The sequence below is a fragment of the Phenylobacterium sp. genome, assembly GCF_036501465.1.
Taxonomy (GTDB): Bacteria; Pseudomonadota; Alphaproteobacteria; order Caulobacterales; family Caulobacteraceae; genus Phenylobacterium.
Window position 1 is genome coordinate 52,001 of record NZ_DASYAF010000126.1, and the last position, 16,404, is coordinate 68,404.

The following is a 16,404-nucleotide window of genomic DNA, read 5'->3' on the forward strand; positions in this document are numbered from 1 at the left end:
AGGGTGACCTCTGCGAGGCATTCAAAGGAGCAACCCCGCTGTCCCGTGAAAGTGCGCCGCGTGCGCAGGAAGGCGCCCCCTCCAAAAGGGAAACCGGGCCTTCCGAAGACCCTTCCAGTCGCATCAGCGCGCTGGAGGACCTGATCCTGGCCCGTCTGGACGACGACAAGGCGCAGGACGTCGTATTTATCGATCTCAAGGGCAAATCCGCCGTCGCCGACGGCCTGGTGGTGGCCTCCGGCCGCTCGCACCGGCATGTGGGCGCCATGGCCGACCACCTGCTGCGCGCCCTGAAGGACGAAGGCTACGGCCGCGCGCGGGTCGAGGGCCTGCCGCATTGCGACTGGGTGCTGATCGACACCGGCGACGTGATCGTCCACCTGTTCCGGCCCGAGGTCCGCAGCTTCTACAACATCGAGAAGATCTGGTCGGTGGACAGCCCCCACCGCACGGCGGCGAACTAGACTCCGCCGCGCCGGAATGCTGATGCTGGCGGCTCGCCCAGGGAGCCTGCCTGCCATGTCCGAGACCATGAGCTCCGTCGATCTTGACGCCACCGCGACCGAACTGGTCGCCGCGCTCGCCGCACGCAAGGTGGGCGCGCTCGAACTGACCGACGCCGCCATCGCCCGCATCGAGGCCCGCGACGGGCCGATCAACGCCGTGGTGGTGCGCGACTTCGACCGCGCCCGCGAAGCCGCCCGCGCCGCCGACGACGCCCTGGCGCGCGGAGAGCGTGGCGCCCTGCTCGGCCTGCCGATGACGGTGAAGGAGTCGCACAACGTCGCCGGCCTGCCGACCACCTGGGGCACGTCGGTGTTCGGCAAGTTCGTCGCCTCGGAAGACGCCGTCGGCGTCGCCCGGCTGAAGGCCGCGGGCGCGATCATCCTGGGCAAGACCAATGTCCCGCCCTTCCTGTCGGACTGGCAGTCGAACAACCCGATCTACGGCCGCACGCGCAATCCCTGGGACCTGGAGCGGACGCCCGGTGGCTCGTCCGGCGGCGCGGCGGCGGCGCTGGCGGCGCGGATGATCCCCCTGGAGTACGGCTCCGACATCGGCGGCTCGATCCGGGTCCCGGCGCATTTCTGCGGCGTGTTCGGCCACAAGCCGTCCTACAATCTGGTCCCGTCGCGGGGCCATGAACCGCCGAACGTCCCCCCGGGCGCGGGCGTCATCCTGGCCGTGGTGGGGCCTTTGGCCCGCAGCGCCGCCGACCTGTCCCTGGCCATGGACGTGCTGGCGGGGCCCGGCGAGTTCGAGGAACGCGGCTACAGGCTCGACCTGAAGCCGGCCCGCCACGCGCGCCTGGCCGACTATCGCGTGCTGCTGCTCGACCATCATCCCCTGGCGCCGCTGGACGCCGAGATTCGCGCGGGCCTCCACGACCTGGCGGCGGGCCTGGAGAAACAGGGCGCCAAGGTGGCCCGCAGCAGCGACCTGCTGCCCGACCTGGCCAAGGCCCAGGAGCTCTATTCCAGCCTCCTGACGACCGCCATGTCGCGCGGCCAGCCCGGCGCGCAGAGCATCTCGGCGCACGAATGGCTGACCAAGCTGGACGCCCAGGCGGAGTTGCGCCGCCAGTGGGCCGTGCTGTTCGACAGCTTCGACGTCGTGCTCGCCCCGGCGGCCAGCACGGCGGCCTACCCGCACGACGACAATCCCGACCTGAACGCCCGCACCCTGACGGTGAATGGGCAGACCGTCCCCTACTTCCTCCAGATCGGCTGGTCGGGTGTCGCCACGGTCGCCAACCTGCCGTCGACGGCGATCCCGGTCGGGCTGACCAAGGCCGGCCTGCCCTTCGGCGCCCAGGTGATCGGGCCCTATCTGGAAGACCGCACGACCCTCGGATTCGCCGAACTGGTCGAGCGCGCGTTCGGCGGCGTCCGCCGGCCGCCCGGCTTCTGAGCCGGGGGCGCCAAATCCTGTCGCTGTGCGTTGAGCCTCCCATGAGCCGATCCGCCCTCGTCCTGGCCGTGCTGGCGCTTGCCGGGCGCGCGCGCGCGGCCGAGCCCGCCGCGCCGGCGCCTAATGTGGCGGCCACCTTCGGCAACACGGTCGTCTCGGTCTATCCCGACGGGCGCTCGCAGAAGGTCTGGATCCAACCGGACGGGAACTGGACCGGCCTCAGCCGCAAGGGCACGCCGCTCGCCGGTCACTGGTTCCTGAAGGACGGCAAGGTCTGCCTGCGCCAGTCGCGGCCGCCCACCCTGCCGATCAGCTTCTGCCAGGCGTTGCCGGTCGACATGGCCAAGGGCGTGGACTCCCGCGACGTGCTGGGCACGCCGATCCACCTGCGGCTGGTCAAGGGGATCAGCGAGAACCCCGGCTGATCCGGAACGCCCGCCATTCGGGGACTGGTAGCCAGCGCGGCCATAGGCCCCTATAGGCGCGCCCATGAACCACCTGATTCTGTCGACCGAGCACGGGCCGCTGTATTTCGTCGGCCGGGTCCATACCGACGAGAAGCGGCCGGTGCTGTTCGTCATGGGCGGCATCTGGACGCCCGACGACAACCTGCACGAGGTGGTCGACTGGTTCGCGGGCGCCACGGTGATCGTCGCCCCCCTGCCGGGCATGGGCTCGACCTTCACCAACAGCTTCGACATCGCCAATTCGATCCGGACGGTCGATGCGGCGATCCCCGCCCTGGTCCCGAACCGCAAGGTGGTGGCGTTCGGCGTCTCCACCGGCTGCCTGGTGACGCTGGGCCTGCGCTGTCCGCAGATCGTGCGCCAGGTGGCGCTGGAGCCCTTCTTCCGCACCGCCCCGCTCTGGCCGTTCCTGAACAGCGCGCGCGCGATGCTGGCCGCCGCGCCCGAACGGAAGGGCGCTTTCCAGGCGGCCTGGGAGATCTTCGGGCTGAAAGATGACGCCGTGACCGACCGCGACCACCGCCACCTGCTGCGCGACCTGACCGTGCCGATGGACGCGATCATGGGCCGCGAGCCGCTGGAGCCCGAACGCAGCTTCGACGGCTGGCCGTCGCTGACCAGCGCCGAGGACCGCGCGGCGATGGCGCAGAACCCGCTCGTCACCCAGCATGACGGACCGCCGGGGTCGGGGCACTACCTGCAGGGATGGCCTGAGGGCCAGGCGCTGATCAAGGACGTGCTGCACAAGGCCTTGAAGGCAGCGCTTTAGGGCTCGCCCGCGGCCGTCACCGGCGCCTCGCCGCCGCGGCCTTGCGTCGCCCAGTAGCTTTCCACCGCCCGGGCCACCCCGGCCATCAGCCGGTGCCGCGCGCCGTTGGGCTGCCGCGTCTGGCGCACCATCACCGCCACCGCATAGGTCCGTCCATCCGGCGCGGTCAACAGGCCCACGTCGTTGATGCCCACCGAGGCGCCGCGCCAGTCGGGACCGGTGCCGGTCTTGTGCGCCAGGCTCCAGCCCGGCTCCAGGCCGGCGTGCAGGCGCATGACCCCGGTGCGCGCCTCGCCCATCAGGCCCAGCATGAATTCCGTCGACTGCGCCGACAGCAGCTGGCCGCGCTTCAGCTCCGACAGCGCCGTGGTGATGCCGTTGGGCGTCGCCCCGTCCGGCGGATTGGCCAGGTAGGTCGCCAGCGCCTGGTCGCGCACCGCGTCCGGCAGCTGGGCGCGCGCCTGCTTGAAGATCCAGGTCCGGCCGTACTCCGGCCGCCAGGTCAGGCCGGCGGTGCGGGTCTGGACGTCGCGCTCGGTGCCACCCACGGCCAGGCCGCCCAGCCGCTTGTGGGAGATCAGCCGGGTGACCACGTCGGCGCCGCCCACCTCGCGGATCAGCATGTCGTTGGCGGCGTTGTCGCTCTCGATCAGGGCGTTGCGCAGCAGGTCGGCCACGGTGATCGCGAAGCCGTTCGGCCCGCGGATGCGCGAAGCCAGCGGTTGGTTGAAGACCGAGCGGTCCTCCTGGTGCATCACCACCGTCTGGTCCAGCGCCAGGCGCCGGTCGTCCACCGCCTGCATCACGGTGAGCGCGACCCAAAGCTTGGAGACGCTCTGCTGCGGGAAAGTCTGGTCGCCGTCGACCGAGGCGGTCCAGCCGTTCGAGACATCGGTAACCGACAGGCCCACCGGCTCGCCGTAGCCGGCGGCGATCCGCTGCAGCATGGTCTGCAGCTCGGCGGGCGGCGGCGTCGCGTCCCGACGCAGGGCCGGCGCGATCTCGCCCTTGGTGAAGGCGACTGTCTGGGCCCTGGCCCGCGGCGTGACGTGGGCCGCGCCCCACCAGCCGCCCGCAAAGGCGGCGACGCCCAGCACGAGGCCGGCGGTCACCAGGATCTTTTGGCGGGCCGAAGAGCGTTTCCGGAACCTGCGCCGGGTCTTGGACTGAAAGCTACGCATTCAAGCCGGACTGGAAGGGTTGCGCACAGAAGGATCAGATGGCCCTTGCGGACGCCACCTGGCAAGCGCCTTGCGACACAAGGCGGCTCGGCCGTTCAATAACAGACCTGGGCCGGAAGCCACTTCAGAATTCCGTGCGCGGCCCCTAAATGTGGCCCATGACCGAAACCCCCGCCAATTCGCCTGGAGCCAATCCGTCCGCAGCCAACTCCTCCGGTGGCAAGACCCCCGTCACCGTACTCACCGGCTATCTGGGCGCGGGCAAGACCACCCTTTTGAACCGCATCCTCTCGGAGGACCACGGCAAGCGCTACGCCGTGATCGTCAACGAGTTCGGCGAGGTGGGCATCGACAACGACCTGATCGTCGGTGCCGACGAAGAGGTCTTCGAGATGAACAACGGCTGCGTCTGCTGCACGGTGCGCGGCGACCTGATCCGCGTGGTCTCCGGCCTGATGAAGCGCAAAGGTGGCTTCGACGCGATCATCGTCGAGACCACCGGCCTGGCTGATCCCGGTCCGGTGGCCCAGACCTTCTTCGTCGACGAGGACGTGCGCGCCAGGACCGAGCTCGACAGCGTGACCACCGTGGTCGACGCCAAGCACCTGCCGCTGCGCCTGGCCGATTCCAAGGAGGCCGTCGAGCAGGTGGCCTTCGCCGACCAGATCATCCTCAACAAGACCGACCTGGTGAGCGAGCCGGAGCTGGTCGAGGTGGAGCGGATGATCCGCCGGCTGAACCCGCTGGCGCCGATCCATCGCGCCCAGCGCTCCAACGTGCCCCTGGACCAGGTGCTGGGCCGAGGCTCCTTCGACCTGCAGCGCATCGAGCAGATCGAGCCCGACTTCCTCAATCCGGCGCACGGCGAGCCCGGCCATGTGCACGACGAGCACTGCGACCACGACCACCAGGGGCACGATCACGACCATCATGGCCACGACCACCACCACCACGACCACGACATCGAGGCCAGCGGCATCCGCGGCATATCCCTGACCACCAGGAAGCCGCTCAACGCCAACAAGGTGACCGCCTGGCTGAACGAGGTGCTGCAGACGCAAGGGCCCGACATCCTGCGCGCCAAGGGCATCCTCGACGTAGCCGGCGAGGATCGCCGCCTGGTGTTCCAGGCGGTGCACATGATCCTGGAGGGCGACTTCCAAGGGCCGTGGAAGTCCGACGCCGACCGCTATTCGCGCCTGGTGTTCATCGGCCGCAACTTGGACGAGGCCAAGCTGCGCGAGGGCTTCGAGGCCTGCGCCGCCTAGATCCCGGCTCCCGGGCGATCAGACGACGGCGGGAGCCGCGTCCCCCGCGTGACGGGGCGCCTTGTGGGCGGGCATCAGGGCGGCGGCGGGCCGGCCCAGCGCCGGGCCGGCCACCGCGGCCGCCGCACCCGGACCCTGCGCCTGGATGGCCGTGCGCTGATCGATCGTCGGCTTCTCCTGCCGCTTGCCGGGCGCGGTGGTCGCCGATTCCTGGTCGCGGGCGATCAGGTGCTCGGCCAGCAACTCGTTCTGGAAGCGGGACACCGAATCCGGGTCGACGAAGATCGTCTGGGTGTTGTTCTGCGCCTTGAAGCCGCTGCCGCCCACCTGGCCGGTGACGAAGAAGGTGCCCTTGTCGGCTCCCTCGCCGGCATCCGACCAGTTGGTCGAGCCCTCCGCGCCCACCCGGCCATCGGCCACGAAGCCCTTGGTATGGCTGATCTGGTGGGTGAGGGACTCGCCGATCGTGAAGTGGGTGTTGAACGCGGCCAACGCCTGGGCGCGGTCGGCGTCCAGCAGGGTCTTCTCGTGCTTGCCGCCCGCCTGGCTCTTGTCGAGGGTGATGACCACCACGACGCTGGGGTCCAGCACCTTCTTCATGATGATGGCGTTCAGCTCGTCGTCGTCATAGCCGAACATGTTCAGGTACAGCGACTGGCGCGCACGCGAGATCACGTATTTCAGGATGTCGTGGACGTCATCGCGGCCGACGAAGAACAGGTGGAAGTCCGCGCTGGCGTTGGACGCATAGACTCCCTCGCGGGTCAGTGGTTCGAGATCGGCGAGCGCGAAGGTCTGAAGGCTCTTGGTCAAGTCGTCGGAAGCGTCGATCAGCGGCTTGGGTCGCACCGGGGCGTCGGGCATGGCGTGTCCTGCGGCTGCAATTCGCCGCGAAGATAACGCCGCGATCCGAAGCTATGCAACCTTCGGAAGTATCTCGGAAATATGACAACCGGAAGGTTGGCGTCAGGCGGCGCGCTGGGCCGAGACGAGCTGCTTCAGGACGTTGGCCGCCACATATTCGGGCTTCAAGAGGCCGCAGCGTTCGGCCACCCGGCCGTTTCGCCATTCCAGGACCAGATGGTCGCCTTCCACCCGATAGCGGCCGCGATGGGTCGCTGGCCCGACAGACACTTCCACCGAATTCCACATCTTGCGCCTCCGCGCTTATCGGCGGCCGTTCTGGCCGCGCTTGCCCCGATCATCGGCCGAACGAGGTTACGCGCCGCTTAATGCTGAATCGGATTTTCACGATGAACGCAGGGTTGCTCAGAGCGCTTCGTTCACCAGGCCCACGGCGCGAAAAAGCCCGCCGAGTCGCCCCGGCGGGCTCTTGTTTCGTCCGAAGGCTTCCTGAACGCCCCCTGGGGATCAGAGCTCTTCGTTGATCAGGGCCACCTGGTAGAAGCCGTTGCCCTGCAGGGTGTTCATCACCGCCATGAAGTCGCCGTAGCGGACCTGCTTGTCGGCGCGGATGTAGACGCGCTGTTGCGTCGGCGGGGTCGCCGGATCGTCGGCGGCCAGCTTCTTCGACAGGTCGGCCGTCAGGTTCGCCAGGTTGGTCGCCGCGGTGTCGATGAACACGCCGCCGCCATTCTGGATATTGATGACGATCGGCTCCTTGATCTTGGTCCCCGGCGGCGGCGGCTGGGCCGGCGGCAGGTCGAGCTTGATCGAGACCGTGGCGGCGGGGATCGCCACCATGAAGATGATCAGCAGCACCAGCATCACGTCGACGAACGGCGTGACGTTGATGTCGGCGTTCTGGCCCAGGTCAAACCGGCCGCCGCCACCACTACTGAGCTTAGCGCCCATTCGTAACTTTCCTTCCCTGGGGCGTTTCCCGCCCGTCCCATTAAGAGTCCAGCGACCATTGGCAAGCCGCCGCGACGTTGTAAAGCCCGAAGCCGCGAACTACTGGAAGCCATGCCCTACGAGTTCGACGCCTACGTAACGGCGGTCTGCTTTGACGCCGCCCATAAGGCCCTGTTCGCGCTCGGCGACGGAACGGTCCGCTCCGAGGGCGGCGACGCCTGGACGGCGCACGGCGGAGCGATCCTGGCGGCGGCGCTGCACCCCTCCGGCGAAGGCCTGGTGACCGGCGGCGACGATGGCCGGCTGGCCTGGACCCGCGGCGGCGATGTGCAGGATCTGGCGAACCTGCCCGGCAAGTGGATCGACGTGGTGGCGGCCAGCCCCGCCTCGGGCCTGATCGCCTTCGCGGCGGGGCGCGACCTGTTCGTCCGCGACGCGGCCGACGCGGGCTTTGCGCGCTGCTTCGTCCACGAGCGGACCGTGGCCGACATCGCCTTCGAGCCCAAGGGGCGGCGGATCGCCGCGGCGACCTACGGCGGGGCTTGGCTGTGGTACGCCCGGATCGAGGGGCAGAAGCCCGTCAGGCTGGACTGGGCCGGCAGCCACGTCGCCTGCGCCTGGAGCCCGGACGGCAAGTTCCTGATCAGCGCCATGCAGGAGAACCAGCTGCACGGCTGGCGCGTCGCCGACGAGAAGAACATGCGCATGGGCGGCTATCCGGCCAAGCCGAAGAGCCTCGCCTTCTTCTCAAAGGGCGCGCTGATGGCGACCTCCGGCGCCAACGGCGTCGTGGTCTGGCCGTTCGCGGGCGGCGCCGGGCCGATGGGCAAGCAGGCCGCCGAAGTGGGCTACGACGAGGCTTCCAGCGTGGTGAAGGTCGCCGCCGCGCCCGGCCTCAGCTGGGTGGCCGCCGGCCTCGACGACGGGCGCGTCTGGGCCTGCGACGTCACCGGCCAGCGGATCGTCCCGGTCAAGGCCGAGAAGGGCGCGCCCGTCACCGCGCTCGCCATCACCCCGGACGCCAAGCGCGTCGCCTGGGGCTGTGAGGACGGCGCGGCTGGCGTCGCGGAGGTTTCCGCGGAGGCCTAGTGGCTGTTGGGCCTAGCGGCTGTTGGGCCTAGTGGCTGTTGGGCCTAGTGGCTGTTGGCGATGATCGAGGCGATCACCCCGGTCGCCACGGCGGCCAGGACGTAGTTGCCGTCGACCTGACGCCATTCATAGCCATGTGGCGGGCGGCGCAGGTGATGGGCGTGCCAGTCGACCTGCTGGCCACGGGCCCAGTCGTCGTGGCGCATGTGGTAGCCCTTCTTCCACTCGTCGTGGCGCACCCAGCCGCCGGGCGGCTGGGCATAGGCGGCCGAAACGGCGCTCAACGACAACGCGGCCGCGGCGGCGGCGATCAGGACCTTGTTCATGACGCTCTCCGGATTGTGGGCGCAGGAGCGCACGCGCGCCCAAGTCCCCGTTGAAGGACGGAACGCGGAAGCTTGCTCCGTTCGCCCGCTTGCCTGCCGTAACGGCCGCGCGCTTAGCTGGCGTCGACCACAACGGAGGACGCCATGGCCGACGACTTGCGCGAAACGCCCACCCAGGCCGTGCCCCAGGCCGTCCCGGGCGCCGCCGAGGTGCTCTACGAGGTTTCGGAGGGGATCGCGACCCTGACCCTGAACCGGCCCGACCGGATGAACGCGATCTCCGGGCCGATGCTGATGCAGCTCAGCGAACTCTTGGCGAAGGCCAACGCCGACCCGGCCGTCCGCGTGGTGGTCCTGACGGGCGCCGGGCGCGCCTTCTGCGTGGGCCTGGACCTGGTCGACGCGACGCAAGGGTCCGGGATCGGCTCGGCGGCCTCGGTCCAGGCGCCCAGCGTGAACCTGGACCTGCGCACCGCGCCGCCCACCGTTCTCTTCGCCATGGACAAGCCCACCATCTGCGCGCTCAACGGGGCGGCGGCGGGCTATGGCCTGGACACCGCGCTCGGCTGCGACCTGCGGATCATGGGCGAGAGCGGCAAGCTGGCCGCGGCCTTCGTCAAGCGCGGCGTGGTGCCGGAAAGCGGCGGCACCTGGATCCTGCCGCGCCTGCTGGGCTGGGCGAAGGCCGCCGAGGTGATCTTCACCGGCCGAACGCTCTCGGCGGCCGACAGCCTGGAGCTGGGCCTGGCCAACGAGGTGGTCCCGGACGACCAGCTGATGGCCCGCGCCCGCGCCGCGGCCAAGGAGATCGCCGACAATGCGCCGCTCGCCGTTCAGTCGGCCAAGCGGCTGATGCGCATGGGCCTGTCGGAAGGCTTCAACGACCATGTGCACCACGTCTACCTGCAGTTCCTGCAACTGGTGCGCACCCAGGACTTCCGCGAGGGGATGACCTCGTTCCTGGAGAAGCGCCCGGCCGATTTCCAGGGCCGCTGACGCACCGCGTTCAGGCCACCGCGACGGTCGGCTCCGTCTCCCGCCCAGCGGCCGCCGGACGCGGCTCCTCGGTGCGGCCGACCAGGGCGGCATAGCCGAAGCCGTGGCGCAGGTAGCGGGCGAGCCGGCTCTCCAGCACCGCCACATCGCGCTCGGCATAGCGGCAGGCCTCGCGGGCGGCGCGGTCGGGGGCGATGTCCTCGCCATAGGCCGGGTCCAGACAGGCCTGCACCGCCGTGCGCGAGGAGACCGCCATGGCCGCCCGCAGGTCCGCCGCGTCGAGCTCCACGCCCCAGTGCGACCAGATGCGCCGCACCCAGGTCGCCGGATCGCGCTGCACGTCTTCGTAGCGGACCACCAGGATCGCGCGCGGAAACACCCGTTTCAGCAGGCCCCAGCGGTTGAAGAAGCGGATGAACCACCAGAGATCGACGCCCTGGGCCCGCGGCGCGCGGCCCAGGTATCCTGGCAGGTCGCCCAACGCCTTCTCGTCCCGCCACTTGAAGAAGTAGGAGAGCAGCGAATCGGGGATGTGCCGCACCAGCAGCACCACCGGCGGCAGGCGGATGAAGCGCATGGCGCCCAGCAGTGCGATCAGCCGCGACGGCATGTGGTGCGAGCTGCCGATCTTCGGAGCGTCGGGAAACAGACGGCGGTGGCGGGCGTGGCCGATGAAGACATCGCTCAAGGGGCCGCTGGAATAGATCGGCCGGGGCAGGTCCAGGCGGTGGGCGATCGCCGCGCTCAGCATGAAGCGCAGCCAGTGGGTGCCTGAATTGTGGCCGCTGATCAGGAAGCCGTCGACCCGGTCGCCATAGTGCAGGAGATGGAACCTCGACAGATCGTCGCGCAGGTCAGCCGCCCACAACCCCAGCCCGAAACGAATCGCCATTCCCGTGCCCCGCAGCCAGAACCGATGGGACTGGAAGGCACGTTTATAACTTTCTTATAACACGACCGTGTCGCTACAATTCCAGGTAGTCACATACGCTGTTACGCGAAACCGCGGAGCTCGCCCCAGAGCGCGAAGGCGTCCCGGCTCGCCTTCAGCGTGTTGATGGGATGATCGTGATCGCGGTAGCCGAGCGCCATGCCGGCGAACAGCATGTGGTCGTCGGGCAAACCTAAGAAGCTCGCCACCGTCTTCGGATAGCGCGCCCAGTACTCCTGCGGGCAGGTGTCGAGGCCGCGTTCCACCGCCAGCAGCATGACGTTCTGCATGAACATGCCGAGGTCGGCCCACTGCGGCGGGCCGAGCTTGCGGTCGAGACAGAAGAACAGCCCGACCGGGGCGCCGAAGAACTGGCCGTTCCTGGCCAGCTGCATCAGGCGCGCGGCCCTGTCTTCGCGTGGAATGCCGATGGTGGCGTAGAGGTCCTCGCCGTTCTGCCAGCGCCGGGTGCGGAACGGCTCCCACAGGTTGGGCGGATAGACCTCGTACTCCGGCTCCTCGCCGAAGGGCGATCCCGCCACCATCGCCTTGAAGTCGCCGAGCGCCTCGCCGGCCAGGGCATAGACCCGCCACGGCTGCAGATTGCCGCCGCTGGGCGCCTGGGCCGCGCGGGCCAGGATGTCGGCCACCACCTCGCCGGGCACCGGATCGGGCCTGAAGGCGCGGATCGAGATGCGGGCGGCGATGGCGTCGCTGACGTTCATGCGGCCGAGCTTACGAAGTCCCCAGGGAAGAAGTCTCGGGGGAAATTGAGCCGCTCGTCGCCGCGAGGCCAAGCTGGCGGCTTGACGGGCGGACGCGGCGTGCTCCAGCCTCCGGCGCGGCATCGTCGGGGACGTCTTTCGTGGCACGCAGACCGCAGCGCAGGAGCGGTGGCCTGATCGGCCGCGTCGTCCGCTGGGCGATGCTGGGCGTCCTGGTCTTCGGCCTCGTAGGCCCCGTGGTCGTGGTGGCGATCTACCGTTTCGTGCCGCCGCCGATGACCTGGCTGATGGTCGAGCGGATGTTCCAGGGCCACGGTTTCGACCGCCGCTGGGTTCCCCTGAGCCGCATCTCCCCGGAGCTGGTGCGCAGCGTGATCGGTGCCGAGGACGCCCGCTTCTGCATCCATCACGGCTTCGACTGGAACGCCATGCAGAAGGCGATGGACGCCAACGAGGCCGGCAAGAAGCTGCGCGGCGGCTCGACCATCAGTCAGCAGACCGCGAAGAACGTCTTCCTCTGGCCGCACCGCGACTATGTGCGAAAGGGCCTGGAGGCCTGGTTCACCGTCCTGATCGAGACCATCTGGGGCAAGTCCAGGATCATGGAGGTCTATCTGAACTCCATCGAATGGGGCCCGGGCGTCTATGGCGCCGAGGCCGCCGCCCAGGCCGATTTCCACGTCAGCGCCGCGCGGCTGAACCCGGCCCAGGCCGCGCGCCTGGCGGCGATCATCCCCAAGCCGCTGTCCTGGAAGGCCGCGCGCCCGGGCCCCTACATCCAGAGGCGCGGCGGCCATATCGCCGCCGCCGCCGGCACGATCCGCCGCGACGGCCTGGCCGGCTGCGTCCGGCGCTGACCATTCCTGCGAGGGATTGGTGAGCGGTTGGCGCGCGCGTTGCTGCGCACGCCCCGAACCCCGCGGACCTGTCCCGCACCGGGACGGGGCGGCCGCGGACCGGGATGAGACCGACCCATGACGCTGCTCCTCGCCGCCGCCGCCATCGCCGCCAGCCTGGCCGTGGAAGCGCGTCGCCGTCGCCCGCAGCTTCAGCCAGCCCCGGTTCGCGTCCCGGTGCGCGTCCCTGGCCGCGGCTGAGCCGTATCTAGGGAAGAGTTAGTACGGGGGCCCTCTCCAGCCCCGTGTCCCTGCGCCGTCGGCTTCCCCGAGCCGGCGGCGCATTCTTTTGGGCGAAGGACCGGGCCGTCGGCTTCCCCGAGCCGGCGGCGCATTCTTTTTGGGCGAAGGACCAGGCCTCAGGCCTCCGCGGCCAGGGTTCCGGCGACGCCGAGCGCGATCAGCGCCTGGCCGGCGAAGTAGAGGCCCCAGACCGCGAAATCGACCCAGGCCTGGCCGGCGAGCGGCCCGAGACGGGCGAAGATCAGCTCGTCGGAGACCAGGAACAGGGTCGCGCCCAGCGCCACGCGGGAGCGGGGGAAGCGGCTGATCCAGGCGAGCGCCGCCGCCGCGGCTCCGCCCAGGGCGTAGATCGCGATCCCCGGCGCGGCGGCGCGGTCGGCCGGCAGCACGAAGGCGACGCCCGCCGCGATCGGCGGCAGCCAGGCGGCGCAGAACCATTCGGCGCCGGAAAGCGTCGGCCTGAGGTTGCGCAGGTATAGGCCCATGGCCACCAGGTGGCCGGCCAGGAAGGTCGCTCCGCCCACCGTCTGGCCGGCCGCGCCCAAAAGCACGTCGCCCGCCGCGCCCAGCGCCATCACCGCCGCCAGCAGCCAACCGTCGACGCTCTTCGCCCGGATCGCCGCGTATAGCGCCAGGAAGCCGACGCCGGTCCCTTTCCAGACCAGCGACGCGGGCTGGCTGAGCGGCAGGCCCCAGGAAGCCACGTAGCTGACCCCGCCGATCACCGCGGCGGCCAGCGCCAGTTTCGCCGCAAGGCTGCGAACCACCACCACACCTCCCTCACGCAAGCCGAGCCTAAACCGGTCCCGCGGACGGCCAAAGACCGGGCCGGAAGCTAGCGGTTGACACTGCAAGCTCCGACCCTCAAACCACCGCCGACCTGCAAAAACCCGCCCCCGAGGAGCCTCACATGCGCGTTGGCGTGCCCCGCGAGATCAAGGCTGACGAATACCGCGTCGGCCTCACCCCGACCGCCGTACGGGAATATGTGAGCCATGGCCACGAGGTGATCGTGGAAAAGGACGCGGGCGCGGGAGCCGGCTATCCCGACCAGGCCTACACGCGGGCCGGCGCTAAGATCGTTCCCGACGCGGAGGCGGTGTTCGCCGGCGCCAAGCTGATCGTGAAGGTGAAGGAGCCGCAGGCCGTCGAATGGGCCAGGCTCACCCAGGACCACATCCTCTTCACCTACCTGCACCTGGCGCCCGATCCGGCCCAGGCCGATGGCCTGCTGGCCTCCGGCTGCGCGGCGATCGCCTATGAGACGGTGACCGACGCGGCCGGCGGCCTGCCGCTGCTGGCGCCGATGTCGGAGGTGGCCGGGCGCATCGCGGTGTTCTCGGCCGGCGAGACCCTCTTGAAGCACAACGGGGGCATGGGCCTGCTGCTCTCCGGCGTACCGGGCGTGCCGCCGGCGCGCATCGTGGTGCTGGGCGGCGGCGTGGTCGGCATGAACGCCGCGCGCATGGCCGCGGGCCTTGGCGCCGAGGTGGTGATCGTCGAGCGCTCGATCCCACGCATGCGCGAGCTCGACAACATGTTCCAGGGGCGCATCCTGACCCGCTATTCCACTCAGGACGCGGTGGAGGAGGAGATCCTCAAGGCCGACGTGGTGGTGGGCGCGGTGCTGACCGCCGGCGCCAGCGCGCCGAAGATGATCACCAAGGCCGACCTGAAGCGCATGAAGCCGGGCTCGGTGCTGGTGGACGTCTCCATCGACCAGGGCGGCTGCTTCGAGACCTCGAAGCCGACCACCCACGCCAACCCGACCTATGTGGTCGACGGCGTCGTCCATTACTGCGTGGCCAACATGCCGGGCGCGGCGCCGCGCACCTCGTCGGAAGCCCTGGTCCACGCGACCCTGCCGTTCGGCCTGGCGCTCGCCAACCAGGGCCTGGACGCCATGAAGAAGAACAAGCACCTGGCCAAGGGCCTGAACGTGCTCAAGGGCCAGCTCACCCACCCGGCCGTCGCCGAAGCGCTGGGCAAGCCGTTCGTCGATGCCTACGGGGCGTGGAAATAGAAAAATTCTCTTCTCCCCTTTCGGGAGAAGGTGGCGGCGAAGCTGACGGATGAGGGGTCGCGCGGCATGCCCGGCGGCCCCTTCTCATATTCGGATGAGCGGGCGAGGCCCCTCATCCGGCCTGCATCCGCAGGCCACCTTTTCCCGCGAGGGGAGAAGGATCAGGTCTTCCCCTTCCGCCGGAACGGCCGGCGCTTGAGGTCCTTCTTCTCGCCCTTGGCCTTGGCCGCGATCTCCTTGAGCTTGACGGTCTGCAGGGCCGAGAGCGCCTGGCCGGGCGCGCCCTTCTCGGGGTCGCCGAAGGCGCGGCCATAGGTCTTCAGCCGGTCGGTCACCGAGCCCAGGAATTCGCCCTCCCAGTCGGAGAGCTTGACGCCGGCGCGGTCGGCCTGGCGCTTGGCGCGCTTCAGCGCATTGAGCGCGGCGCGCTTGGCCGCCGCTTTGGGGTCATGCCCCTTTTTTGGCGGCTTGCGGTTGGCGCCGAAGCCGCTCCCTTTGGCGGACCCCGGCTTGCGGCCGGCCTTATCTGGCGGCTTGCGGTTCAAATCTCTCCGATCGCCGAGAGGTAGAGGTCGAGGATGGCGTCCTCCTCCATCCGCTTGGCGCGGTCCTGCTTGCGGATGCGCACCACCTTCCTGAGGATCTTGGTGTCGAAGCCGTTACCCTTGGCCTCGGCGAACACCTCCTTGATCTGCTCGGCCACCTCGGCCTTCTCGATCTCCAGGCGCTCGATGCGCTCGATGATCGACCGGAGCTGGCCCTGGGCGGCCTGGTTCAGCACGTCGGGGTGGGCGGAGGCGTCGTCGGCCATCGGAGGTCTCGTCTACTTAAGGGGAAAAGGGTTCGGCGGACCCTAGCTGTGGGTCCGAAGGCTGTCATCGCGCCCGGCGCAGTTGTCCCCATGAACTTCGTCGCATGCTAACCGTTGCCGCTTGACGCAAAGGGAAAGGTCCATGCCGAACAAGACACGCCCGACCCAGGACGAGGCCGAGGCCGCCGTCAGGGTCCTGATCGAATGGGCCGGCGACGACCCGGAGCGCGAGGGCCTGCTGGAGACCCCGGCCCGGGTGGCGCGATCCTACCGCGAGCTGTTCGCCGGCTACGAGACCGATCCGCGCGACTATCTGGAAAAGACCTTCAAGGAGGTGGCGGGCTACGACGAGCTGGTGATCCTGAAGGACATCCCGGTGGTCAGCTTCTGCGAGCACCACATGCTGCCGTTCATCGGCCGCGCCTATGTGGGCTATCTGCCGTCCAACCGGGTGGTGGGCATCTCCAAGCTGGCGCGTGTGGTGCGCGGCTTCGCGCGCCGGCTGCAGATCCAGGAGAAGCTCACCGCCGAGATCGCCGAGGCGATCTGCGACATCCTGAACCCCAAGGGCGTCGGGGTGGTGATCGTCTCCGAGCACAGCTGCATGACCATGCGCGGCGTGAACACGCCCGGCACGCGGCTGACCACCAGCCATCTGCTGGGCGAGGTCCGCACCGACCCGCGCACGCGCCAGGAGTTCTTCGACCTGGTGCGCGACGGCAATCACTAGGCGGCCTGAGGGGAACACACGGACCACACGGAAAGGGCCCGCGCAGCGGGCGCCGCCTTCCGCTTCGTTCGTGTGGGTTCGCGGCTTTGACTTCCGCTCATTCCCGCGCAGGCGGGAATCCATTCGGCGGACGGACAAGGCGGCGTTGTTCGAGGTTCTGACTCGGCTTGGATCCCCGCCTTCGCGGGGATGAGCGGATATTTGGATCAGCCGGTGTCGGCGA

The 16,404-nt window shown here is 69.4% G+C and carries 21 protein-coding genes; 11 read left to right on the forward strand and 10 right to left on the reverse strand.

All coding sequences use genetic code 11. From position 1 onward, the window contains the following. Positions 1-38: 38 nt before the first annotated feature. From rsfS to VGL85_RS13410, 4 genes are all read left to right on the forward strand, one after another. A complete protein-coding gene (gene rsfS, locus VGL85_RS13395; RefSeq protein WP_331589466.1) occupies positions 39-464 on the forward strand; it encodes a ribosome silencing factor in 426 nt (141 codons plus the stop codon). A gap of 55 nt (positions 465-519) precedes the next feature. Continuing rightward, complete coding sequence (locus VGL85_RS13400) at positions 520-1,911, forward strand: amidase family protein (protein ID WP_331589447.1); 1,392 nt, start codon at positions 520-522, stop codon at positions 1,909-1,911. 41 nt (positions 1,912-1,952) lie between these two features. Next, positions 1,953-2,336: a hypothetical protein gene (locus VGL85_RS13405; protein ID WP_331589448.1), complete on the forward strand. Its 384-nt coding sequence runs from the start codon at positions 1,953-1,955 to the stop codon at positions 2,334-2,336. A 64-nt stretch (positions 2,337-2,400) separates the two neighbouring features. Then, positions 2,401-3,147 (forward strand): alpha/beta fold hydrolase, encoded by a 747-nt coding sequence (locus tag VGL85_RS13410; protein ID WP_331589449.1) that lies wholly within the window; start codon positions 2,401-2,403, stop codon positions 3,145-3,147. On the opposite strand, the gene VGL85_RS13415 is transcribed toward VGL85_RS13410, so the two are convergent. Continuing rightward, positions 3,144-4,259, reverse strand: coding sequence for a serine hydrolase (locus tag VGL85_RS13415; protein ID WP_331589450.1), 1,116 nt, complete (start codon positions 4,257-4,259; stop codon positions 3,144-3,146). The genes VGL85_RS13410 and VGL85_RS13415 overlap by 4 nt on opposite strands. 227 nt (positions 4,260-4,486) lie before the next feature. On the opposite strand from VGL85_RS13415, the gene VGL85_RS13420 reads away from it, so the two are divergent. Beyond that, positions 4,487-5,596, forward strand: a complete 1,110-nt coding sequence (locus VGL85_RS13420) for a GTP-binding protein (protein WP_331589451.1) — start codon at positions 4,487-4,489, stop codon at positions 5,594-5,596. A gap of 18 nt (positions 5,597-5,614) precedes the next feature. On the opposite strand, the gene VGL85_RS13425 is transcribed toward VGL85_RS13420, so the two are convergent. From VGL85_RS13425 to VGL85_RS13435, 3 genes are all read right to left on the reverse strand, one after another. Beyond that, positions 5,615-6,460: a hypothetical protein gene (locus VGL85_RS13425; RefSeq protein ID WP_331589452.1), complete on the reverse strand. Its 846-nt coding sequence runs from the start codon at positions 6,458-6,460 to the stop codon at positions 5,615-5,617. Positions 6,461-6,562: 102 nt separating this feature from the next. Continuing rightward, a complete protein-coding gene (locus tag VGL85_RS13430) occupies positions 6,563-6,748 on the reverse strand; it encodes a hypothetical protein (RefSeq protein WP_331589453.1) in 186 nt (61 codons plus the stop codon). Positions 6,749-6,967: 219 nt separating this feature from the next. Next, a complete protein-coding gene (locus VGL85_RS13435) occupies positions 6,968-7,411 on the reverse strand; it encodes a biopolymer transporter ExbD (RefSeq protein WP_331589454.1) in 444 nt (147 codons plus the stop codon). 111 nt (positions 7,412-7,522) lie between these two features. Between VGL85_RS13435 and VGL85_RS13440 the strand changes: the two genes are divergently transcribed. Continuing rightward, a complete protein-coding gene (locus VGL85_RS13440; RefSeq protein ID WP_331589455.1) occupies positions 7,523-8,500 on the forward strand; it encodes a WD40 repeat domain-containing protein in 978 nt (325 codons plus the stop codon). Positions 8,501-8,544: 44 nt separating this feature from the next. Here the strand turns inward: VGL85_RS13440 and VGL85_RS13445 are convergent, their stop codons facing one another. Then, positions 8,545-8,826: an RcnB family protein gene (locus VGL85_RS13445; RefSeq protein ID WP_331589456.1), complete on the reverse strand. Its 282-nt coding sequence runs from the start codon at positions 8,824-8,826 to the stop codon at positions 8,545-8,547. Positions 8,827-8,970: 144 nt separating this feature from the next. Here VGL85_RS13445 and VGL85_RS13450 point away from each other — a divergent pair, with 144 nt between their 5' ends. Continuing rightward, positions 8,971-9,822, forward strand: coding sequence for an enoyl-CoA hydratase/isomerase family protein (locus VGL85_RS13450; protein WP_331589457.1), 852 nt, complete (start codon positions 8,971-8,973; stop codon positions 9,820-9,822). Positions 9,823-9,832: 10 nt separating this feature from the next. Here the strand turns inward: VGL85_RS13450 and VGL85_RS13455 are convergent, their stop codons facing one another. After that, on the reverse strand, positions 9,833-10,714 hold the full coding sequence (locus tag VGL85_RS13455) for a hypothetical protein (protein ID WP_331589458.1): 882 nt from the start codon (positions 10,712-10,714) through the stop codon (positions 9,833-9,835). Between the two features lie 101 nt (positions 10,715-10,815). Further along, the gene (locus VGL85_RS13460; RefSeq protein WP_331589459.1) at positions 10,816-11,478 is read right to left on the reverse strand and encodes a nitroreductase; all 663 of its coding nucleotides are present in this window, start codon (positions 11,476-11,478) and stop codon (positions 10,816-10,818) included. 200 nt (positions 11,479-11,678) lie between these two features. Here VGL85_RS13460 and mtgA point away from each other — a divergent pair, with 200 nt between their 5' ends. Continuing rightward, positions 11,679-12,335, forward strand: a complete 657-nt coding sequence (gene mtgA, locus VGL85_RS13465; protein WP_331589467.1) for a monofunctional biosynthetic peptidoglycan transglycosylase — start codon at positions 11,679-11,681, stop codon at positions 12,333-12,335. Between the two features lie 117 nt (positions 12,336-12,452). Next, the gene (locus tag VGL85_RS13470) at positions 12,453-12,575 is read left to right on the forward strand and encodes a hypothetical protein (RefSeq protein ID WP_331589460.1); all 123 of its coding nucleotides are present in this window, start codon (positions 12,453-12,455) and stop codon (positions 12,573-12,575) included. Between the two features lie 158 nt (positions 12,576-12,733). On the opposite strand, the gene VGL85_RS13475 is transcribed toward VGL85_RS13470, so the two are convergent. Further along, positions 12,734-13,405 carry a lysoplasmalogenase family protein gene (locus VGL85_RS13475; RefSeq protein ID WP_331589461.1) on the reverse strand — a complete coding sequence of 224 codons (672 nt, stop codon included), beginning with the start codon at positions 13,403-13,405 and terminating at the stop codon, positions 12,734-12,736. 122 nt (positions 13,406-13,527) lie between these two features. On the opposite strand from VGL85_RS13475, the gene ald reads away from it, so the two are divergent. Beyond that, complete coding sequence (ald, locus tag VGL85_RS13480) at positions 13,528-14,640, forward strand: alanine dehydrogenase (protein WP_331589462.1); 1,113 nt, start codon at positions 13,528-13,530, stop codon at positions 14,638-14,640. Between the two features lie 161 nt (positions 14,641-14,801). Here ald and VGL85_RS13485 read toward each other — a convergent pair whose 3' ends face one another. Together VGL85_RS13485 and VGL85_RS13490 are read right to left on the reverse strand one after the other, a co-directional pair. Further along, positions 14,802-15,185, reverse strand: a complete 384-nt coding sequence (locus VGL85_RS13485; protein WP_331589463.1) for a hypothetical protein — start codon at positions 15,183-15,185, stop codon at positions 14,802-14,804. Further along, positions 15,182-15,451: a DUF2312 domain-containing protein gene (locus VGL85_RS13490; RefSeq protein WP_331589464.1), complete on the reverse strand. Its 270-nt coding sequence runs from the start codon at positions 15,449-15,451 to the stop codon at positions 15,182-15,184. The genes VGL85_RS13485 and VGL85_RS13490 overlap by 4 nt, the downstream gene beginning before the upstream one ends. A gap of 142 nt (positions 15,452-15,593) precedes the next feature. Between VGL85_RS13490 and folE the strand changes: the two genes are divergently transcribed. Beyond that, positions 15,594-16,181, forward strand: a complete 588-nt coding sequence (gene folE / locus VGL85_RS13495; protein ID WP_331589465.1) for a GTP cyclohydrolase I FolE — start codon at positions 15,594-15,596, stop codon at positions 16,179-16,181. Positions 16,182-16,404: the final 223 nt, after the last annotated feature.